Origin of the sequence: Saccharopolyspora sp. NPDC050642 (assembly GCF_040654735.1) — a bacterium.
Classification (GTDB): domain Bacteria; phylum Actinomycetota; class Actinomycetes; order Mycobacteriales; family Pseudonocardiaceae; genus Saccharopolyspora; species Saccharopolyspora elongata.
The window spans coordinates 209,073-229,832 of record NZ_JBFAIN010000009.1 but is presented as its reverse complement, the minus strand read 5'-3'; the positions used below and the strand labels follow the sequence as shown (position 1 = coordinate 229,832).

Sequence of the window (20,760 nt, the reverse complement as noted above, 5' to 3'; positions counted from 1 at the left end):
GACCGGTGCACGGGAGTTGTCCACAGGCGGCCGACCTGTCCACAGATCCGCCAATGCCCCTGGTGTGGAGCAGAAGTGGGTCAGATCGTGGACGCATGTCAAAAAATCCACTGTGGTCTCGACCGAAATTCCCGGTGCGGGAGGACCAAGAACGATGGGTGAAGCTGGTCGATTCTCAGCACGGCGTCGTAGGTTTCGAGCAGCTGTCCGACTTCGGGGTGTCCTGGAGCGCGGTCCGTGCCCACCTCGCCGCGAGCCGCTGGCAGCGAGTGCTGCCGGGGGTGTACTCGGTATTCACCGGGCCGCTGCCGAGGTCGTCCTTGATCTCAGCCGCGCTGCAGTACGGCGGTTCGTGGGCCGTGCTCAGCCACCGCACCGCCGCCGAGGAATGGGGAATGCTGCCCTTCGAAGACGCCTCGCCCGTGCACATCACCGTGCCGTACCCGAACTCGGCGATCTCGCAGCCGCCGTTGGTCCAGATGCACCGCTCCCGGGCGTATCGGCATATCGTGGCTCCAACGGTACCGCCGCGAACGAACCGGGAAGACACCATCATCGATCTCGCGGCGGCTGAACCATCGGCCGAGCGGGCGCGGAACACATTCGTCCAGCTCGTCGGTTCGACCCGGATCGAGCTCTGGCGCGTGCACAGCCAACTCGAACTCCGGCCGTCGTTCCGGTACCGGAAGGTGTTGAAGCAGGCGTTGGACCTGTTGCGTGGCGGTGCGCTCTCGGCATTGGAGGCCGAGTACGTGCTCAAGGTCGAACAAGAGCACGGGCTGCCGGCTGGGACGAGGCAGGTCCCGTTCTCGGTCGATGGTGTTGTTCTCTGGGAAGATGTCGCATACGACGATGTCGGGGCGCGGTTGACGGTCCGACTCGACGGACGCCAGTTCCACACCACGAGCCGCATCGCCTTCCGGGATCGGCGTCGCGACAACGCGGCGGAGCTGGCCGGTCGCTCCCGCCTCGTGTACGGCTGGAACGAAGTGCACACCGACCCGTGCGGGGTGGCGGCGGAGGTACTGCAGGTCCTGCAGCGAAGCGGTTGGGAACCGCGACGCAAGCGGTGCCAAAACTGCAGCTGAGCAGTCGTGAGTGGTTATGGTCGCCAGAACGGCCATAACCACTCACGAGGTCAGCGGAGGCCGAGGCGGCGGCGGATCACCAGCAGGCTGAGGAGGCTCGCTGCCGCCGCGAACATCAAGTAGAAGCTCGGGGCCAGGCTGGTGCCGGTGAGGCCGATCAGCCACGTGCTGATGAACGGCGTGAACCCGCCGAACACGCTCACCCCGATGTTGTAGCCGATCGACATGCCGGTCGCCCGGGTCTCGGTGGGGAACAGCTCGGACATCAGCGCCGGCAGCGCCCCGAAGTAGCAGGCCTTCAGCAGCCCGATCAGCAGCATCATGCCGACCATCACGCCGAATCCGGGGAACGCCACCAGCGTCGCGAAGATCGGGTAGATCAGCAGCAGGATCAGCGCGGCGAACACGCCCATCAGCTTCACCCGGCCGATCTTGTCCGACAGGTGCCCGGCCAGCGGCGTCACCACGGTCAGCACGACGCCGGTGACCAGGGTGGCCGTGAAGCTGGTCGACGCGGGCAGGCCGAGCTGCTTGATCGCGTAGGTCGGCATGTAGGTGATCGTGTAGTTGAGCACCGTGGAGACCAGCAGCGCGCCGACGACCAGCAGGATCCGGACCTTCTGGGTGCGCAGCACGGTGCGCACCGGAGAGTGCGGTTCGGCGGTCTGCGTCGCGGTGAATTCCGGTGCCTCGTCGACGAACCGCCGGATGTAGTAGCCCACCGGGCCGACCAGCAGGCCGACCGCGAACGGGATCCGCCAGCCCCACGACTCCAGCTGCTCCGGGCTCAGCGTGGCGGTCAGCAGCACGCCCATCCCGGCCGACACCAGCGTGCTCAGGCCCTGGCTGGCGAACTGCCAGCTGGCCACGAAGCCGCGCCGGCCAGGCATGTGCTCGACCATGAAGGCGGTGGCGCTGCCGAACTCGCCGCCCGCCGAGAAGCCCTGGATCAGCCGAGCCAGCAGGATGCCGATCGGCGCGACCAGGCCGACCGTCTCGTACGAGGGCATCAGGCAGATGATCGCGGTGCCCAGCACCATCAGCCGGATCGACAGCGTCAGCGACGCCTTGCGCCCGGCGCGGTCGGCGTAGGCGCCGAGCACCACCGCGCCGATCGGCCGGATCAGGAACGAGACGCCGAAGGTCCCCAGCGTCAGCAGCAGCGACACCGTCTCGTCCTGCGCCGGGAAGAACACCTTCGACAGGACCGTCGCGAAGATCGCGTAGACCGCGATGTCGTACCACTCGAGCGCGTTGCCGATCGAGGCGGCCGCGATCACCCGGAACGGTTTGTGCGATTTCGCCGAGGCGGTGGAAGTGGCCATCACGGTCTCCAGGTCTTCAAGTAGGAGCGCGATTTCGCGCGAAATCGGCGGTATCCGTGCGGGGCGGTGGGCGATTTCGCGCGAAATCGCCGCACGCCGCGGGAGGGTCAGCGCTCGCCGAGGTCCCAGAACAGGCCGGCCATGACCGCCAGCGCCTCGCGTGCGACGGTGCCCAGCAGGTGCTCGTTCGGGGCGTGCTGGGCGCAGGCGGGATAGGAGTGCGGGACCCAGATCGTGGGGAGCCCGAGCACGTCGGCGAAGGCGTCGTTGGGCAGGGTGCCGCCCAGGTTCGGCAACAGCGCGGGTTTGGCGTCGGTGGTGCGCCGCAGCGACTCCAGCGCCCAGCGGACCCATTCGTCCGCCGGGTCCAGCCGGGTGGCGGCGACGCTGCTGGTGACCTCGACGTCGATCATCGAGAAGCCGTGGTCGTCGAGGTGCGCGCGCACGATCCGCTCGACGTCCTGCCAGTCGGTGCCGACGACGAACCGGAGCTGGCAGTGCGCCTCGGCGCTGCCGGGGATGGCGTTGACCGGCGCCTGCGGGGTGCCCGCGGTGAACGCCAGCACCTCCAGGGTGTTCCAGCCGAAGACGCGTTCGCTCGGCGTCAGCCCCGGCTCGCCCCAGTCGGCGTCGATCCCGGGGGAGCCCGGGCCGCCGTCGACGATGATGTCGGCCAGTGCGGCCCGCACCGATTCCGGGATCGGTGCGGGCCGCAGGCCCTCCACCCGCACGGCCCCCCGGGGGTCGATCATGCTGGCCAGCGCGTTGGCCAGGATGCTGGCGGGGTTGCTCAGCAGGCCGCCCCAGTTGCCGGAGTGGTAGGCGCTGTCGCGCAGGTTCACGCGCAGCGAGAAGTTGACGGCGCCGCGCGAACCGAGGAACAGCGTCGGCCGCTGCGCCGAGAGCCGGCAGCCGTCCGAGGCGATGAGCAGGTCGGCGGCGAGATCGTCGGCGAGGTCCGCGCAGACCTCGCTCAGGCCCGGCGATCCGGTCTCCTCGCCCATGTCGAGCAGGATCTTGAGGTTGAAGCCGAGCCTGCCGCCGCGGGTTTCGAGCACCTGCTCCAGCGCGGCGAGGTTGATGGTGTGCTGGCCCTTGTTGTCGGCGGTGCCGCGGCCGTACCAGCGGTCGCCCTCGACCGTGATCCGCCACGGGTCCAGCCCGTCGCGCCACTGCGCGTCGTGCCCCAGCACGACGTCGCCGTGACCGTAGGTGAGCAGCGTGGGCAGGGCGTCGTCCTCGTGCCGGTGGGCGATCAGGAACGGACCACCGCCGGGCACCGGGTTGTCGACGATGCGCGCGGTGCAGCCGAGCCGTTCGACGGCGGGCGTGATCTCGTCGGCGAGGTACTGCCGCAGCACGTCGGCGCGCTGCGGGTCCTGGCTCTCGGTGCGGAAGGCGACCCGGCGCGCGAGGTCCGTGCGGAACGCGCCGGAGTCGTAGTACTGCGTCGCCCGCTCGACCGCCACTTCCCGGCTCACCGCGATGTCCTCCCCGAATTCGCTTGCGCACCAAGGGTTTTCCGCACTGCATGCGCTACCTGGATTCGCAAAACTCAACCACGCGGAACGCCGCGTGACCAGCAGCAAAAAGACAAGGCAGCGTTGCCGGATCGGCAACGGCCGCGCGGGTGCGTGGCGTAGCGTGAGGTGGTGCGAAGCGCGACTGTGATCGGTGCGGGGATCGGCGGGCTGGCCGCGGCCGTCGGCCTGCACCGGATCGGCTGGCGGGTGGCGGTGGTCGAGCAGGCCGCCGAGATCGGCGCGATCGGTGCGGGGATCACGCTGTGGCCCAACGCATTGCGCGCGTTGGAGGCGCTCGGGTTCGGCGAGCGGGTCCGGGAGCTGGGGAAGCCGCAGGAGTCCGCCGGGATGCGCTCCAGCGACGGCCGGTGGCTCAGCCGGCTGGACGGCGCGGAGATCGAGCGGGAGCTCGGCAGGCCGATGCTCGGAGTGCACCGGGCCCAGCTGCACCGGATGCTGCTGGACGAGCTCCCGGCGGATTGCCTGCACACCGGCGTCCACGTGACCGCCGTCGGCCGGGACGGCGCGGTGCCGGGACTGGACCTGCCGCCCGCCGATCTCGTCGTCGGCGCCGACGGCATCAACAGCCAGGTCCGGGCGCGGTACTGGCCGGACGCGCCGCGCCCCCGCTACACCGGCTTCGCCGCGTGGCGCGCCATCTGCGAGCGCCGGGACCTGACCGAGATCGGCGTGAGCTGGGGGAGAGGCCGGGAGTTCGGCATCGTGCCGTTGGTGGACGGCCGGATGTACTGGTACGTCGCGATGCCCGCACCCGAAGGCGCCCGCAACCCCGACGAGCGCGCGTACCTCCGGGAGCAGTTCGCGTCCTGGCACCCGCCGATCCCGGAGCTGATCGACGGCACCCCGGCGGAATCGTTGCTGCGCAACGACATCCGGCACCTGGGAGGTGGGCTGAAGTCGTACGCGACCGGGAACGTGGTGCTGCTCGGCGACGCCGCGCACGCCATGACCCCGCACCTCGGCCAAGGCGGCTGCCAGGCGCTCGAAGACGCTGTCGTGCTGGTCGCCGCCTGCGCGCGGTTCGACGACGTGGCCGAGGCCCTGGCGCACTACGACGCCGAGCGCCGCCCCCGCACCCAGCAGATCGCGCGGGCCTCGTACTGGGCCGGGCGTTTCGGCCCGTTCCTGGCCAATCCGGTCGCGGTCGCGCTGCGCGACACCGCCGCGCGGCTCGCCCCGAGCAGCGCTGCGATCAAGACGTTCATGCGGGTCAGCGGCTGGACCCCGCCGCAGATCGAGGGGCTGAAGGGCTGACGGTCAGGAGCTCTCCGCGAGGCGCTGCGCCCGCTCCAGCAGGTCGCCCTTCTTGATCTTCCCGGTCGCGGTCATCGGCAGCTCCGGCACCAGCACGAAGCGCGGCACCTTGTACGAGGCCATGTTCTCCCGCGCCCACCCGGTCAGCGCCTCCGCGGTCAGCGCGGCTCCCGGGGCCGGTTGCACGTAGGCCAGCGGCAGCTGGCCCTTGGCGCGGTGCGGCATCGGCACCACCGCCACGCCCAGCACCTCGGGGTGGCGGGCCAGCAGCGCCTCGACCTCCGACGGGAAGACGCTCATGCCGCTGACCTTGATCATCTCCTTGTTGCGGCCGAGGAAGTGCAGGCAGCCGTCCTCGTCCACCATCCCGACGTCGCCGGTGCGCAGCCAGCCGTCGCGCAGCGCCTCGGCGCTGGCCTCCGGGCGGTTCCAGTAGCCGGTGAGCAGGGAGGGCGTCCGGATCGCGATCGCGCCGCGCTCGCCGATCGGCACCGGCTCGCCGGTTTCGGGATCGACGACCATGAATTCGGTGCCGGGCACCGGAAGCCCGCAGAACACCGGCTCCGAGCGCAGGTCCCGGTCGTCGTCGGAGAAGCCGTAGGTGATGGTGTCGGCGGTGTGCGTCTCGGTCATGCCGTAGGACGCCTCGCGCAGGACGCTGTGCTCGCCGACCGCCGCCGCCCAGCGCCGCCGCAGGTCGGGCGTCAGCTTGCGCACGAACGACATCGACCGCGCGTTGTCCAAACTGGACAGATCGTGGGTGGCGAAGTCGGGGTGCTCCATCAGCTCGACGTAGTTGTCCACGGTGCCGATCATGTCGGTCACGCGGTAGCGCTCGACGGCGTCGAGCACGGCGGTGGCGTCCCACCGGGCGAGCAGCACGACCGTGCCGCCGTGCACGAGCGGCACCAGGATTCCCATGTCCTCCCCGGCGATCCAGAAGATCGGCACGTAGCAGAGGTAGACGTCGGGTTCGGTGCTCCGTCGCGGCGGGCGCGCGGCGCCGGCGGTCACCGCGGTGTAGAGCATGTGCCGCTGCGTGTGCTCGCAGCCCTTCGGCAGGCCGGTCGTGCCGCCGGTGTAGTTCAGCGCGGCCAGCGCGTCCAGGTCCACCTCGCGGCGCTCGGCGCGCGGACTGGCGCCGACCAGCGACCACTGGCTGCCCGTCGTGTCGGTGCGCAGCGTGTCCGGGAGCGGCAGCACGGGCTCGGCGGGCAGCAGGTCGGCGGGCGAGGTCGCCAGCACCTCGCGCAGCGGCGTCTCCGCCCGGACCTGCTCCACCAGCGGCACGAGCTCGGTGCTCACGACGAGCACCTCGACGCCGGCGTCGGTGAGCTCGTAGCGGAGTTCGTGCTGCTGGAACATCGGGTTCACGGGCACGTGCACCGCGCCGAGCTTGAGGATGCCCATCATCGCGATCACGAACTGCGGGCAGTTCGGCAGCAGCACGCCCACCCGGTCGCCGGCGCGCACGCCCGCGCCGTCCAGCCAGCCCGCGAACCGGTCGGACGCCTCGTCCAGCTCGGCGTAGGTGATCTCGCGGCCGTAGAAGACGATCGCGGGGCGCTGCGGCTCGTGCCGGGCCCAGTGCCGCAGGTGGTCGGTCACCGGCACCTCGCCGAGCGGGTAGGTCACGTCGCGTGGGACGTCCCGCGGCCAGCTGCGCTGCTGTCGAGCGCGGAGATCCGCCAGGTAGCTGACCACGTCCATCTCGGCTCCCGCCACTCGTCCGGAACATACCGACTAGTCGGTCGACGGTGCTCAGCGTCGTGCCGAACCGGCCGCATGTCAACAGCCCGCCGCGTCCCAGTCCCGCGCGGCGGACTGCGGTAGCGTCCCGGCCATGTCCTGCGGCCGCCCGGCTTTCGTCCGATGAACCAGCTCCGGTACTTCCTGGAGGTGGCTCGGACCGGATCGATCCGGGAGGCTTCCGAGCGGCTGCACGTGGCGACCTCGGCGATCAGCCGCCAGGTGGCGAAGCTGGAGAACGAGGCGGGCATGCCGCTGTTCGAGCGGCAGCCGCGCGGCATGGTGCTGACCGAGGCCGGCGAGATGCTGGCCGCCTACGCGCGGCGGCGGATGCGCGAGGAGGAGCAGGTCCTCGCCGAGATGCGCGAGCTGCACCGGTCGCACCGGAGTACGGTGAAGGTCGTCAGCTCGGAGGGCTTCGCCCAGGACTTCCTGCCGGAGGCGATGGCCTCCTTCCGCGCGGAGCACCCCGGCGTCCGGTTCCGGCTGCACGTCACCACCCCGGCCGCGGCGACCCGGGAGGTCGGCGAGGGCACCGCGGACGTCGCGGTCACCTTCAGCACGGCGCCGGAGAAGGGCGTGCGCGTCGAGCACTCCGAGCGCCACGACATCCGGGCCCTGGTCCGCGCCGACCACCCGCTGGCCGAGCGCGCGGAAGCCGCCCTGGCCGACCTGCTGCCGTACCCGCTGGCGCTGATGGAGGAGGGCACCACGCTGCGGCAGCTGTTCGACATCTGCTGCAGCATGGAGGGCCTGGAGTTCGATCCGGTCTTCGTCAGCAACCACACGATCGCCCTGCACAGCTTCGCGCGGCTCTCCGGCAGCGTGACCCTCACCGGGCGGCTGAGCGTGCGCCGCCGCCTCGACGCGGAGGGCCTGGTGGCGATCCCGCTGACGAACCCGGAGCTGCTGGAGCGCAACCTCCAGATCCAGACGATGGCCCAGCGCCGCCTCCCGGCCCCGGTCCGGCTCTTCGTCGACCACCTGATCGCCACCATCCGCGAGGGCGGCTGACGGGCGGTCGTTCGCCGCGTTCCTCCTCGACGTTCGGGGGGAATGTGCCCGAAACCCTTGACACTGGGGGAAGATCGCTCCGACCCTGTTGATCGGTCGACGAATTTTAGAGCGAAATTCTAGGGCTGCGGCTCGGGCCGAGCCGGATGTGGGGGTAGGCCGACAGCCGGTCGCGGAAGGGCGGAGCAATGGGGCTCTCGTACGTTCGTGAACTCTCGGAGTATCCGACCGGATCCCGCCGGATGCGCATCCTGTCCATGGCGGTGCTGGCCAGCCTCATCGGCTCCTACGAGGGGCAGATCGCCCCCGTGGTGCCGTTGCTGCTGGAAGACCTGCACATGAGCCTGATCACCTACGGCTCGGTGTCGGCCCTGGCGCTGATCGCCGGGGCGATCGCGGCGATGGTCGGCGGGCGCCTGACCGACCAGTTCGGCCGGGTGCGGGTGCTGGTCCCGCTGATGCTGCTGACCGCGCTGATGTGCTTCGCGATGACGCTCGTCAGCACGCCCGGCGAACTGCTCGTCGCCCGCGCGTTCCTGTCCATGCTCGACGGCGTGGTGATGGCCGCGACCGCGCCGCTGGTGCGGGACTTCTCGCCGCGGATGGGCCGGGCGCAGGCATTCGGATTCTGGACCTGGGGGCCGGTGGGCGCGAACTTCCTGGCCGCCGTGATCGCCGGTTTCACGCTGCCGCTGTTCGACAACTCGTGGCGCTCGCAGTTCGTCATCATGGGCGCGATCTCGCTGGTCATCTCGCTGGTGATCGCGTTCAACATCGCCGACCTGTCGCCGCAGCTGCGGGCGCAGATCCAGCAGACCGAGAAGCGCGCGCTGGCCGCGGCCGACACCGACCGGCCGGTGCGGATGCGGGACCTGTTCGGCCACACCACGATGTGGGCGCACGTCGTCGGCATCTCGGTGTGGCTGGTGCTCTACCTGACGCTGTCGCTGTTCGGGCAGACGATGCTGGCGCAGAGCTTCGGGCTCAGCGCGGCCTCGGCATCGGCCGTGATGAGCGGGTTCTGGGTGCTCAACCTCGGCACGCTGATCGCCGTCGGCCGGCTCTCCGACCGGCTGCAGCTGCGCAAGCCGATCACCGCCGCGGGCACCGTCGTCGCGGTGGTGATGACCGGCTACCTGGTGGTGCTGATGGGCGGCGAGACGATCTCGATCGTGCAGCTGCTGATCACCGGGGCGCTGCTGGGCGCGGGCATGGGCGCCGCGTACGCGCCGTGGATGGCGAACTACTCGGAGAACACCGAGGACATCGATCCGCGGCTGCAGGGCAGCGCGTGGGGCGTGTTCTCGTTCCTGACCAGGGTGATGGCGGTGCTGGTGCTGTTCCTGATGCCGCGCGTCGTGGCCGCCACCAGCTGGTCGGCGTGGTTGTCGATCGCGCTGGTCTGCATGGTGCTGTTCCTGCCGGTGATGCTGCTGTTCCGCGGGCCGTGGCGGCGTTCGCCGGCCCGCGCGGACGTCGCGCCCGGCGTCGAGAAAGCCGAGAGGTGAGCAGATGACCGAACTGTCCCAGGACGCGGTGGACCGGGTCGACCTGGCCGGCCTCGGCCGCGTCGACATCGACGACGTGCTGGCCTACCTGCACCGCGACCTGAAACGACTACCCGGCTACCTGGACCTCTACCGCCGCTACCTGCGGCAGCGCTGGGACGTCTACGAGCTCGACTTCACCCGCGACGCGGTGGACTGGACCGAGCGGATGACCGAGGTCGAGCGGGAGGCGTTCGTCGCGATCTCGTCGGGATTCCACCACGGCGAGCGGCAGGTCGAGGTGGAGCTGCCGGTGTTCATGCTGGGCGGCAGCGAGGAATCGAAGATCTACATGTCCAGCCAGATCGAGGACGAGGCCCGCCACACGGTGTTCTTCGACCGCTTCTACCGCGAGGTGGTCGGGCTGCCCGGCGAGTCGATCCAGGACGTGCTGGACGCGTCCTTCCACCACGTGGCCGAGACGTTCGTCGGACCGTTCGGGCTGCTCGCCTACCAGGCCGACGAGCTGCGCGCGGACCCGGAGAACCCGGCGCTGCGGGTGCGCTACGGCACCAACTACTTCCTGTGGATCGAGGGCGTGCTGGCGCTGTCGGTCATGAAGATCACCCTGACCTACTGCCGCAACAGGGGTTTCCTGCCCGGCTACTACGCGGGGTTCACCGCCACCTGCCGCGACGAGGCCCGCCACGTGCAGGCCGGGATGCGGTTCCTGCGCGACTCGGTGCGCGAGGATCCCCGCCTCCTGCTGGAGATCCACGAAACGCTGCGCACCATCCTGGCGATCAACGGCGCGACCAGCCGCCGGGTGGCGCTGGAGTCGCTGGGCTGGTCGCCGGAGGACGTGCGGCGGCTGATGATCCGCCAGCTGAACATGAAGCTCTCCGACGTCGGCATCGGCCTGGCGCCGGACATCGAGCGGATGATCGAGAGGATCGAGCCCGAACTGGCGGGAGGATGAGCATGCGGCTGTTCAGTCCACAATGGGCGGAGGCGGCGCGCGAGGTGGTCGATCGCGGGCCGGACGAGGCGATCCGGGCGACGAAGCTGGCGAGCTACTGGGAGTGGATCGACCGGGCGCGCGGGTCGTACTCGTCGTCCTGGGCGCTCGGCCTCGCGGAAACGGGGCAGTACCTGCGGTTGCGGTGGGCCGACGGCGACTGCGTCGAGGCGTCGATCCGCGAGGAGCCGGACGCGGACTACGTGCTGACCGCCGACGCCGCCGCCTGGCGGGACATCATCACCGGCGAAGACGCCGGACGGCTGCTGATGTACCGCCGGATGCGGCTGGTGCACGGCGACGTGCTGCTGTTCTTCCGCGGCATCTACTTCGTGGTGGAGTCCATCGCGGCGATCGGCCGGATCCCCGCCTCGATGCCGCCCGAGGCGGCGCCCGCCGGGTGAGGTGAACGGCCCGTCTGTTCCTGAACACTAGGTGCGGGAACGCAGGCGGCGGAGCATGCGCGCGTCGGCGAAGCCGACCGCGTGCGCTGCGGCCTCCACCGTCGCACCCTGGCTGAGCAGGTGCTCGGCGCGCTCCGCGCGGAGCACCTGCTGGTAGCGCAGGGGCGTCAGCCCCGTTGCGCGCGCGAAGGAGCGGGTGAGGGTGCGCTCGCTGCAGCCCGCGGCGGCGGCGAGCGCGGCGAGCGGGAGCGGCTCGGTGAAGCGGGCGTCGATGAGGTCCTGGACGCGGTGCACCGCGTCGTTGAGGTGCGAGCGGTGCCGCAGCATCGCGCTGGCCTGCTGGTCGTCGCCGTTGCGGCGGGCGTAGACGACCATGCCGCGCGCCACCCGCGCCGCCGCGCCGGGGCCGTGCCTGGTCGCGACCAGGTGCAGCGCCAGGTCGATGCCGCTGGCGATCCCGGCGGAGGTGATGATCCGGTCGTCCTCGACGAACAGCACGTCGCGCACCACGCTCGCGGCCGGATGCCGGCGGGCGAGCTCGTCCTGCAGGTCGTGGTGCGTCGTGCAGCGACGCCCCCGCAGCAGCCCGGCCTGCCCCAAGGCGTCCGCGCCCGAGCACACGCTGGCCACCGTTCCGCCGGCGGCGTGGTGCGCGCGCAGCCGCTCGGCGGACGCGGCGTGCAGCTTCGGCCAACGCGGCGGATCGGCCACGAGCGAACCGGGGACGAGGACGAGGTCGTCCTCGGTCAGCGCGGGCCAGCTGGTGTCGGCGTGCAGCGGCAAGCCCTGCGCGCTCACCACCTCGTCGCCCTGCGCGACGTACGACAGCTGGTAGCGGTGCCCGAGGCCCGCGGCGGTGGAGAACACCTGCGCGGGCCCGGCGAGGTCCAGCAGGTGCAACCCCGGCAGCAGCAAGAAGACGACCTGGCTCACGATCCGGTCATCCTACGCCCAGCTCCCCAGCTCCCCAGCTCCCCAGCTCCCCAGCTCCCCAGCTCCCAGGGACGAGCGAACGGCCTCTTCGCGCCGCCTATCGAGGCGAACGGTCCGTTCACCTCACGGGCTCGCACGTGGGTGGGTGGAGTGAACGGCCTGTTCGTCTCGTCTTGTGTGGCGAACAGGCCGTTCACCTCAGCTTCCGGTCAGTTCCGCGACGGTGCGGATGGTCGCGAAGCGGCCCGACAGGGCGTACTCGGTGCGGGCGATGATGTCCTCGGAGTGCAGGGTCCGCGGGTCCGCCAGGAGCTCCTCGATCGTCTGGTCCGCCGGGGCGTCCCGGTGCGCGATCGGGTTCGTCGCCGTCGCGTCGGTGACGAACGTGACGTCGTAGCCGAGGTCCGAGGCGACCCGCGTAGTCGTCTCGCAGCACTGCTCCGTGCGGATCCCGGACACCGACAGTTCCCGGATTCCGCGCTGCGTGAGGGTCTGGTGCAAGTTCGTGGTGGTGAACGCGTTGTGCGAGGTCTTGGTCAACTGCGGTTCGCCGTCCGCCGGGGCGAGCCCGTCCTGCAGCCGGACGTGGCCGTTGACCGGGTCGAACACGTTGCCGGTGCCCGGTTCGCTGTGCAGGACCCAGACGACCAGGTCGCCTTCGGCGCGGGCCAGCGCCACCAGCCGGTTGACCTGCTCGACGATGCCGGGATTGGAGATGGCCCGCCACAACGGGCGCTGGCGGAAGGACTCTTGGACGTCGACGACGAGGAGTGCTTTGTTCACGCTTGAGGAGTCTGGTCGGCCGCGCGCCCGGGCGGGAGGCACGATCGCGCCGCATGCCGGAACGATCTGGTCACCGCGACCGCTGTGCAGGCTCGTCGGTGCGCGCGGGTTCCGGAGCCGGCGCCTGCCGCTCGGGGGCACGGCTGCGGACCGCCGCCGCGACGACTCCGAGCGCCGCGATCGCGGTCATGGTCAGCAGTGCCATCCGGTAGCCGAGCACGAGCTGGTCGACGGCCTGCCCGGACACCCCGGAGATCGTCCCGGCGAACACGTCGGCCCGCAGCTCCACCGGCAGCGGGCCGGTGATCAGCGCCAGCGCCAGCGCGGTGCTGACCATCACCCCGATGTTCTGCGCGGTCAGCCGCATCGCGTTGCCGATGCCGACCCGATTGCGGGGCAGGCCGTTCATCACCGCGGTGGCGTTGGCGGGCATGAACAGCCCCGACCCGGTGCCGAGCAGCACGAGCCCGACGGCGATCGGTCCATAGGGGACGGTGGGGGAGACCGAGACCGCCAGCACCACCAGGCCGACGGCGGTCAGCACGCCGCCGGTGATCGCGATCGAGCGCGTCGACATCCGCCCCTGCAACAGGCCCGAGCCCGTCGAGGCGATCATGGTGGTCAACGGCAGCAGCAGGACCTTCAGCCCGGCCGCCACCGGATCGTCGCCCTGCACCGCCTGGTAGAACAGCGCGATCAGCAGCAGCACGGACATCCGCGCGATGGTGTTGAGCAGGCCCGCGGCGAGCCCGAACGAATAGCCGGGATCGCGGAACAGGCCGATGTCGACGGCGGGATTGCGGCGGCGCCGCTCGACGGCCAGGAACACCGGCGCGAGCACGACGAACAGCGCGAACGAGCCAAGCACCAGCGGATCGACGAGGCCGCGCTCGCCGATCTGCGAGAGCCCGAGCAGGAAGCTGCCCAGGCAGAGCAGGATCAGGATGTTGCCCGGCACGTCGACGCCGCGTTCGCCGGTCCGGCCCTTGTCGGGGCGCAGCACCACCGCGCCCCAGAGCAGGCAAACCAGGCCCATCGGGACGTTGCTCCAGAACACCCACTCCCAGCCGAACCGGTGGCTGAGGAAGCCGCCCAGCGTCGGGCCGAGCAGCTGCGCCACGGAGAACGAGGCGATGTAGATGCCCATGCCGCGGCCGAGGTGCTGGCGCGGGAAGGCGGTGGTCAGCAGCGCGGCGCTGTTGGCGAGCAGCATCGTGCCGCCGGCGGCCTGCACGACGCGCAGGCCGACCAAGGTCCAGGCGGTCGGCGCGAAGCCCAGCGCGAGGCTCGCGGCGGTGTAGACGGCCAGGCCGGTCAGGTACATCGTGCGGCGCCCGAACAGGTCGGCCAGCCGGCCGAAGAAGACCATCAGCGTGGTCGTGGCGAGCATGAACGACAGCAGCATCCAGCTCGCCGCGGTCGAACTGGCCTGGAAGTGCCGGGAAACCTCGGGCAGTGCCACGTTGAGCGAGCTGGTGCCCAGGCCGGTCAGCACGCTGGCGATGCTGACCACGGACAACACGCGCCACGCGTAGCGCAGCTGATCGTCCACGGCCGGGCCTCCTCCTCGAACGGACAATACTAGAACGGTATTCTCATCCGGGTCCGCCGAGGAAGCGTCCATCTGTGCAAAAGGCATTGACAGTGGCAGGAATCACTCGTCAGTGTTTCTAGAAGGTGGCTCTAAAACCGGCTTCCGGGAGGACCGCATGGGCGGCATCGTCGACGGGCGGATCGTCATCGTGACCGGCGCGGCGCGCGGCATCGGCCGCGGCCACGCCCTGGAGTTCGCCAGGCAGGGCGCGAAGGTCGTGGTGAACGACATCGGCGCGGAGGTCGACGGCACGGGCTCCTCGACCGGGCCGGCGGGTGAGGTCGTCGACGAGATCCGCGCGGCCGGTGGCGAGGCCATCGCCAACGGTGACGACGTCGCCGACTTCGAGGGCGCCAAGCGGCTCGTCGAGTCGGCCGTCGAGCACTACGGCGACCTGCACGTGCTGGTCAACAACGCGGGCATCCTCCGCGACCGGATGTTGTTCAACATGACCGAGCAGGAGTGGGACGCGGTGATCCGCGTGCACCTGAAGGGCACGTTCGCCCCGCTGCGGCACGCCGCGGCGTACTGGCGCGCCAAGGCCAAGGCGGGCGAGGAGGTCGACGCCCGGGTGATCAACACGACCTCGTCCTCCGGCATCTACGGCAACCCGGGCCAGGGCAACTACGGCGCGGCGAAGGCGGGCATCGCCGGGCTGACCGTCATCGCGGCCCGCGAGATGGAGCGCTACGGCATCGCGGTCAACGCCGTCGCCCCGGCCGCGCTGACCCGCATGACCGACGGCCTGGGGCGCCAGGTCAGGGCGCCGGAAGGCCGGTTCGACGTCTCGAACGCGGAGAACATCGCGCCGCTGGTGGTGTGGCTGGCGGGCGAGAAGGCCAAGGGCATCACCGGCCGGGTGTTCAACGTGCGCGGCGGTTCGATCAGCGTCGCGGAGGGCTGGATCGCCGGGCCGGGCGTCGACAAGGGCGAGCGCTGGGGCCCGGCGGAACTCGACGACGTGATCCCGGGCTTGGTGGCCGGGGCGCGGGAGAACGCGCTGACCAACGGCAAGGTCCCGGACGCGGAGTGACCTGGCGGCTGCCCGACCCCGGGCCCGTCCCGCCGGGCTGGGTCCGGGTCGACTGCCACGTCCACACGGTGCACTCCGGCGACGCGGTGTCCACAGTGGAGCAGATCGCGAAGCGGGTGGCGGCGGAGCGGATCGACGTGCTGTGCGTGACGGACCACCACAGCCTCGACGGCGCGTGGGAAGCCGTGGAACGCGACATCGGCGCGCGGGTCGTGGTCGGGGAGGAGATCCGCACCCGCGCGGGCGAGGTGATCGGCCTGTTCCTGACGGAGCGAATCCCGTACGTCCTGCCGCTGCCCGAGGTGGTGCGCCGAATCCGCGACCAGCGGGGCGTGATCTACGCACCCCACCCCCTCGACCCGACCCGAACCAGCCTCGGCGCCAAAGGCCTGCGAGAACTCCACGAACACGGCGCGCTCGACGTGGTGGAGGCCTGCAACGCCAAGATCAGCGACCCGGAGCACAACGCGGCGGCGGCGAACTTCGCGGCCCGCTGTGGAATCCCGGCCGCGGCGGGATCGGATGCCCACGACCCGCCGGGAATAGGAGCGGCCTACCTCCACATGCCGGACTTCGACGGGCCCACCGACTTCCTGGAAAAGCTCCCGGAAGCCCGGATCTGGGGCGAGTACCGAGACCACGTCGGCTGGCAGCCGGGAAGAGGGTCGTGAGTGAAAGATCCGGTTCTCACCGGCATCATCACTCCCGACCTCAGAACCACCGAGCACCCTGCCACTGCAGGCACGCGGGGCGCCGGCCGGTGCGGCAGAACTCCGCAACGGCGTCGCGGATCGAATCGATCGGCAGGACTGCGGATCGCTCGAACGGGGTCGGAGTCGTGGCGTCGAACCACACGGTTGGCACATTGGCAGGCGGTTCAGGGTTGTGGGTGTCCCAAGCCCCGCCTCCGTCGCCTTCCGCCACGAAGTTGATCGCGCCCCATGTTGCCGATTCGTCGACGTTCACGCGGAGTTGGTGCCCGGGGCGACCGTCGGTGGACATGTCGTGCGGGCGATCCCAAACGTAGAAGCACACACCACGAACCCGTTCCTGCGCCAGACCGTCGCGCATCAATTCACGGACGCCGATCACGTCGGAGGCGAAACGGCGCTCCGTCCCGAACAACGCAGTGACCACCGTCCGCGTCTTCGTAGCCATGTCCATGCCTCTCCTCTGAAACGATCGGTTGCTCTGCTCCCGGTTCCCGAACTGCCAGCGCGAACCACGTGGCGGTATCGTGGGCACCGTTGTTCGACATCCATATTCCTCTTCGCGCACGGCATTGTTGATCTCAATCACCCCATAGGGGATACCTTTTGGGCAGGCGCCGTTGCGCGGATCTCGCCCGCCTGGAGTTCGTAGCGGGATCAGCCGCGCGCGGAGATCGTTTCGGGGCGGTCTGACAGTTTTTTCTTGCTGCGAAGCCTAATTTGCCACGATCGTGCCGGCCGGAAGCGCGGGGCCGTGAGTCTTTTGGGTTGCTGTTGCCGTCCAGAAGACTCACGGCCGGCGGATGGGCCGCGTCGGTTACTTCGATGCGGGGTTGGCCACTGCTGTCACCGTGCAGTAGCCGATCGGGCCGCTGGTGTCGTGGAACGTGCAGTTCGCCGCCGCGATGCCGTCCTCGCTGAGGTGGCCCGTGGCCTCGATGCCGATCGCCTCGCTCAGCGGGAGGCGGCTGAGCGTCAGCGTGTAGTCCGCGTTGATGAACTCCAGCTTGCCGTGGGTGCCGAAGTTCGCCAGCGGGCTGGCGAAATCGCCCGCCAGCGCGACCCGCACGAACGGCGACGGGGATTCGCCCGCCACCAGCTCGTTGTTGTCCCGCAGCCAGGCGCGGCGCCGGCTGTCGGCGCTCCAGGAGTCGGTGGGCTCGCCGTCGGCGTCGAGCATCCAGATGTCGAACGGCGGCGGCCACCCCGACGACTGGGCGCGCGGCGTCCCGATCTCCTCCGGGCTCGGGACAGCCCAGGTCGGTGTCTGCGCCACGGTCTCGGTCGGCTGCTCGCCGCGGCGCAGCAGCACCGCGCTCGCCCGCGCCACCGGGGTGTCCCCGGCGTACACAGTCGCGTCCGCGATGCGGATGCGGCGGCCGTCGCGGACCCGCTCGGTCTCCACCCGCACCGGTACCAGCTTGGTGTTGCGGAACAGGTCGACGGTCAGCCGGGTGAAGTGGAAGTCCGGTTCGGCGTGCTCCTGCTCCAGCGCGCGGGCGAGCAGCCCGCCGAACAGCCGGCCGTGCATCATGTCCGGCGCCCACGGGCTGCCCGCGTGCGGACCGGGCACCAGCCCGTCCCCGTCGATGGTGAAGAACGGTTCCGCGCCGTTGGTCTCGGCCATCAATCCTCCTCGTCTTCGTCGCGGAGCGGGTCCAGGCGGCGGATCAGCCGCAGCGTCGCCTCCAGGACCTTGTTCGCCTCCCGCTTGCTGGAGCACGTCGCGATCTCGCGGCCCGCCTCGCCGATGATCGTGGTCAGCACGGCGACGGTCACCCGGTCCACCGGGTCGGTGCCGGCGCCGAGCAGCACCGCGTTCTGCCGCACCCACTCGCGACCGCGGGTCCGGCGGATCAGCTCGAACCCGGGCGGCCCGTCGCCGTCCATGAACAGCCGCACCAGGTCGCGGCGCGCCCACGAGCCCTCCAGGAACGCCCGCGCGCCGACGTTGAACAGCGTCAGCGGGTCCTCCTCGCCGTCGGCGCGGGCCTTGGCGACGGCGCTGATCGCGTTCTGCTCGTGGGTGGCCTGGTGGTCCTCCCACAGCGCCAGGAACAGCTCGGTCTTGCCGCCGAAGTGGTGGTAGAGGCTGCCGACGCTGGATCCGGCGCGTTCGACGACCTCCGCGACGCTGGCCTCGGCGAACCCCTTCTCGGTGAACACCTCGCGCGCGGCCTGCAGCAGGACGCGGCGGGTCTCCGCGGTTCGGCTCCACTGCCAGGCGTTGGAGCGGCTCGTCTTCCGTGCCATGACCACCTTCCCGTCGTGCTGATCGGCCCTGGTCGGGGCCGTGCGTACTTCCTGTCGCTATGGCAGGTCCCGGCCTGGGGAAACGTCCGCCCCACCGGCGTTCGAGTAGTGGGATCACATTCTAGAACGTGTCCGCCGCCGGCGTGGCTACCTCGGACGGGCGCTAGGCGCGGGCCGTCCAAGTATTTAGAGTGCGGTTCTAGAAAGTCTTCGCACCGCCGGGCAACGGGGCCCGAGTCGAAAGGACTTCGCGATGGTCGACTTCGCACTCGGCGAAGAGGAACGGCAGATCCGCGACACCGTCCGCAGCTTCATCACCAGGGAAGTGCGGCCGCTGGAGGAAGAGGTGCTGCGCAACGAGCGCGCCGGCAAGCCGTCGGTGGACCCGGACGTGCTGCGCGAGCTCCAGCAGAAGGCGAAGAAGGCCGGTTTCTGGGGCGTCAACACGCCCGAGGAGTACGGCGGGATGAACCTCGGCGCGGTCATGTCCGCGATCCTGGCGATGGAAACCGGCCGGACGTTCGTGCCGTTCACCTTCGGCGGCAGCGCCGACAACATCCTCTACGCCGGCGACGACGAGCAGCGCAAGCGCTACCTCGTGCCGACCATCGAGGGCGAGCGGAAGTCCTGCTTCGCCATCACCGAACCCGGCGCGGGCTCCGACGCCCGCAACATCCGCACCCGCGCGGTCCGCGACGGCGGCGACTGGGTGATCAACGGCGAGAAGACCTTCATCACCGGCGGCAACGAGGCCGACTTCGTGATGGTCTTCGCCGTCACCGACCCCGACGCGAGCGCCGACAACGGCGTGACGTGCTTCCTGGCCGACCGGGACATGGGCTGGAAGTCCGAACCCATCCCGACCATGGGCCAGTGGGGCCCGGCGTCGCTGGTGTTCGAGGACGTGCGGGTGCCGGCCGGGAACGTGCTCGGCGAGGTCGGCCGGGGCTTCCCGCTGGCGCTGCGCTGGATCGGCCAGGGCCGCTACATGATCCCGGCGCGGGCGATCGGCGCGGCGGAGCGGATGCTGCAGATGGCCATCGACCACGCCAAGATCCGCGAATCGATGGGCCGCCCGATCGCCGAGTACCAGGCGATCCAGTGGCAGATCGCGGACTCCCAGGTCGAGATCGAGTCCACCAAGTGGCTCACGCTGCACGCCGCGTGGCGGGTGCAGCAGGGCATGGACGCGCGGCACTGGTCGTCGATCGCCAAGCTGCACGGCGCGGGGATGGCCAACCAGGTCGTCGACCGGGTGCTGCAGATCCACGGCGGCATGGGCTACACCCGCGAGCTGCCGATCGAACGCTGGTACCGGGAGCTGCGGCTGCTGCGGATCTACGAGGGCACCGACGAGATCCAGCGCCGCACCATCGCCCGCAACCTGCTCAAGGGCCACGTCAAGCTGGGAGGGATCGCGGAGTGACACGCCGTCGCGCGGCCGTCGTCGGGGTGGCCGAATCCGAGTTGGGCAAGACCCCGCACCTGACCGTGCTGTCCCAGCAGGCGCAGGCGACGAAGGCCGCGCTGACCGAGGCGGGCCTGCGGCGCGACGACGTCGACGGGCTGTTCGTCGCCGGCGGCTGGTCCTGGGCACCGGCGCTGGCCTTGGCCGAGTACCTCGGCATGCGCCCGCGGTACCTGGACGGCACCAACATCGGCGGCTCGTCGTTCGAGGCGCACCTCGGCCACGCCACCGCGGCGATCGAGGCGGGCGTCATCGACGTCGCGGTGATCGCCTACGGCAGCACGCAGCGCAGCGACCGGTCCCGCAACCAGCCGCGCCCGGCGACGCTGACCGAGCAGTTCGAGCGGCCGTACGGGCTGCCCACCCCGGTCGGCGCCTACGCGCTGGCGGCCAACCGGTACATGTACGAGCACGGGGTGACCAGCGAGCAGCTCGCCGAGGTGGCGGTGTCCACGAGGGAGTGGGCGCGGCTGAATCCCCAGGCGTACCACCGGGATCCGCTCACCGTGGACGAGGTGCTGGCGTCGCCGATGATCTGCGAGCCGCTGCGCAAGCTGGACTGCTGCCTGGTCACCGACGGCGGCGGCGCGCTGGTCGTCGCCGCCGAGGACCGCTGGCCGGACCTGGCCACGCGGCCGGTGATCGTGCTCGGGCACGGCGAGGCGACCACGCACAACACCATCGCCAACATGCCCGACCTGACCGTCACCGGCGCCGCCCGATCAGGCCCGGCGGCACTGGAGATGGCCGGGGTCGGGCACGACGACATCGACGTGCTGGAGATCTACGACTCGTTCACCATCACCGTGCTGCTGACGCTGGAATCGCTCGGGTTCTGCAAGCCCGGCGAGGCGGGCGCGTTCGTCGCGGGCGGCCGCACCGCGCCCGGCGGCGAGGCGCCGATGAACACCAACGGCGGCGGCCTGTCCTGCACGCATCCCGGGATGTACGGGATCTTCCTGCTGATCGAGGCGACCCGGCAGCTGCGCCACGACTTCGCCGGCACGCCGCGGCAGGTGGACGGCGCCGAGCTGGCGCTGGCCCACGGCACCGGCGGGGTGCTGTCGTCGACGTCGACCATCGTGCTGGGAAGGGGCTGACCG

Annotated in this window: 19 protein-coding genes; 10 read left to right on the top strand and 9 right to left on the bottom strand. The window is 70.6% G+C overall.

The features are described 5' to 3' along the window. Positions 1-53 precede the first annotated feature (53 nt). Entirely contained in the window at positions 54-1,088 is a 1,035-nt protein-coding gene (locus tag AB0H93_RS17290) for a hypothetical protein (protein WP_358573331.1), read from the top strand. 50 nt (positions 1,089-1,138) lie between these two features. On the opposite strand, the gene AB0H93_RS17285 is transcribed toward AB0H93_RS17290, so the two are convergent. Continuing rightward, positions 1,139-2,413, bottom strand: a complete 1,275-nt coding sequence (locus tag AB0H93_RS17285; protein WP_358573329.1) for an MFS transporter — start codon at positions 2,411-2,413, stop codon at positions 1,139-1,141. 107 nt (positions 2,414-2,520) lie between these two features. Beyond that, positions 2,521-3,894 (bottom strand): M20 family metallopeptidase, encoded by a 1,374-nt coding sequence (locus AB0H93_RS17280; RefSeq protein WP_358573327.1) that lies wholly within the window; start codon positions 3,892-3,894, stop codon positions 2,521-2,523. A 171-nt stretch (positions 3,895-4,065) separates the two neighbouring features. On the opposite strand from AB0H93_RS17280, the gene AB0H93_RS17275 reads away from it, so the two are divergent. Next, positions 4,066-5,211: an FAD-dependent monooxygenase gene (locus AB0H93_RS17275; protein ID WP_358573325.1), complete on the top strand. Its 1,146-nt coding sequence runs from the start codon at positions 4,066-4,068 to the stop codon at positions 5,209-5,211. A gap of 3 nt (positions 5,212-5,214) precedes the next feature. Here the strand turns inward: AB0H93_RS17275 and AB0H93_RS17270 are convergent, their stop codons facing one another. After that, positions 5,215-6,936 (bottom strand): AMP-binding protein, encoded by a 1,722-nt coding sequence (locus AB0H93_RS17270; protein WP_358573323.1) that lies wholly within the window; start codon positions 6,934-6,936, stop codon positions 5,215-5,217. Between the two features lie 147 nt (positions 6,937-7,083). Here AB0H93_RS17270 and AB0H93_RS17265 point away from each other — a divergent pair, with 147 nt between their 5' ends. The 4 genes from AB0H93_RS17265 to AB0H93_RS17250 all read left to right on the top strand — a co-directional run bounded on the left by AB0H93_RS17265 (position 7,084) and on the right by AB0H93_RS17250 (position 10,883). Next, positions 7,084-7,974 (top strand): LysR family transcriptional regulator, encoded by an 891-nt coding sequence (locus AB0H93_RS17265; protein WP_358573321.1) that lies wholly within the window; start codon positions 7,084-7,086, stop codon positions 7,972-7,974. A 242-nt stretch (positions 7,975-8,216) separates the two neighbouring features. Beyond that, complete coding sequence (locus AB0H93_RS17260) at positions 8,217-9,482, top strand: MFS transporter (protein ID WP_358573319.1); 1,266 nt, start codon at positions 8,217-8,219, stop codon at positions 9,480-9,482. A 4-nt stretch (positions 9,483-9,486) separates the two neighbouring features. Further along, positions 9,487-10,440, top strand: coding sequence for a ribonucleotide reductase (locus tag AB0H93_RS17255; RefSeq protein WP_358573317.1), 954 nt, complete (start codon positions 9,487-9,489; stop codon positions 10,438-10,440). Between the two features lie 2 nt (positions 10,441-10,442). After that, positions 10,443-10,883, top strand: coding sequence for a hypothetical protein (locus tag AB0H93_RS17250; protein WP_358573315.1), 441 nt, complete (start codon positions 10,443-10,445; stop codon positions 10,881-10,883). A 27-nt stretch (positions 10,884-10,910) separates the two neighbouring features. Here the strand turns inward: AB0H93_RS17250 and AB0H93_RS17245 are convergent, their stop codons facing one another. The 3 genes from AB0H93_RS17245 to AB0H93_RS17235 all read right to left on the bottom strand — a co-directional run bounded on the left by AB0H93_RS17245 (position 10,911) and on the right by AB0H93_RS17235 (position 14,151). After that, positions 10,911-11,816, bottom strand: a complete 906-nt coding sequence (locus AB0H93_RS17245) for a DJ-1/PfpI family protein (RefSeq protein WP_358573313.1) — start codon at positions 11,814-11,816, stop codon at positions 10,911-10,913. 198 nt (positions 11,817-12,014) lie between these two features. Continuing rightward, positions 12,015-12,599: an isochorismatase family protein gene (locus AB0H93_RS17240; protein WP_358573311.1), complete on the bottom strand. Its 585-nt coding sequence runs from the start codon at positions 12,597-12,599 to the stop codon at positions 12,015-12,017. A gap of 70 nt (positions 12,600-12,669) precedes the next feature. Beyond that, the gene (locus AB0H93_RS17235) at positions 12,670-14,151 is read right to left on the bottom strand and encodes an MFS transporter (RefSeq protein ID WP_358573309.1); all 1,482 of its coding nucleotides are present in this window, start codon (positions 14,149-14,151) and stop codon (positions 12,670-12,672) included. Between the two features lie 157 nt (positions 14,152-14,308). On the opposite strand from AB0H93_RS17235, the gene AB0H93_RS17230 reads away from it, so the two are divergent. Beyond that, complete coding sequence (locus AB0H93_RS17230) at positions 14,309-15,226, top strand: SDR family oxidoreductase (RefSeq protein WP_358573307.1); 918 nt, start codon at positions 14,309-14,311, stop codon at positions 15,224-15,226. Then, positions 15,223-15,897 carry a PHP-associated domain-containing protein gene (locus AB0H93_RS17225; protein WP_358573305.1) on the top strand — a complete coding sequence of 225 codons (675 nt, stop codon included), beginning with the start codon at positions 15,223-15,225 and terminating at the stop codon, positions 15,895-15,897. Before AB0H93_RS17230 ends, AB0H93_RS17225 begins: the two co-directional genes overlap by 4 nt. A gap of 40 nt (positions 15,898-15,937) precedes the next feature. Here AB0H93_RS17225 and AB0H93_RS17220 read toward each other — a convergent pair whose 3' ends face one another. The 3 genes from AB0H93_RS17220 to AB0H93_RS17210 form a co-directional block, all read right to left on the bottom strand. Further along, positions 15,938-16,525 (bottom strand): Imm1 family immunity protein, encoded by a 588-nt coding sequence (locus tag AB0H93_RS17220; protein WP_358573303.1) that lies wholly within the window; start codon positions 16,523-16,525, stop codon positions 15,938-15,940. Between the two features lie 228 nt (positions 16,526-16,753). Further along, complete coding sequence (locus tag AB0H93_RS17215; protein ID WP_358573301.1) at positions 16,754-17,563, bottom strand: thioesterase family protein; 810 nt, start codon at positions 17,561-17,563, stop codon at positions 16,754-16,756. Then, positions 17,563-18,189, bottom strand: coding sequence for a TetR/AcrR family transcriptional regulator (locus AB0H93_RS17210; protein WP_358573299.1), 627 nt, complete (start codon positions 18,187-18,189; stop codon positions 17,563-17,565). Before AB0H93_RS17210 ends, AB0H93_RS17215 begins: the two co-directional genes overlap by 1 nt. Before the next feature lie 253 nt (positions 18,190-18,442). On the opposite strand from AB0H93_RS17210, the gene AB0H93_RS17205 reads away from it, so the two are divergent. Together AB0H93_RS17205 and AB0H93_RS17200 are read left to right on the top strand one after the other, a co-directional pair. Continuing rightward, entirely contained in the window at positions 18,443-19,615 is a 1,173-nt protein-coding gene (locus AB0H93_RS17205) for an acyl-CoA dehydrogenase family protein (protein WP_358573297.1), read from the top strand. Next, the gene (locus AB0H93_RS17200; RefSeq protein ID WP_358573295.1) at positions 19,612-20,757 is read left to right on the top strand and encodes an acetyl-CoA acetyltransferase; all 1,146 of its coding nucleotides are present in this window, start codon (positions 19,612-19,614) and stop codon (positions 20,755-20,757) included. The genes AB0H93_RS17205 and AB0H93_RS17200 overlap by 4 nt, the downstream gene beginning before the upstream one ends. The last annotated feature ends 3 nt before the right edge of the window (positions 20,758-20,760 follow it).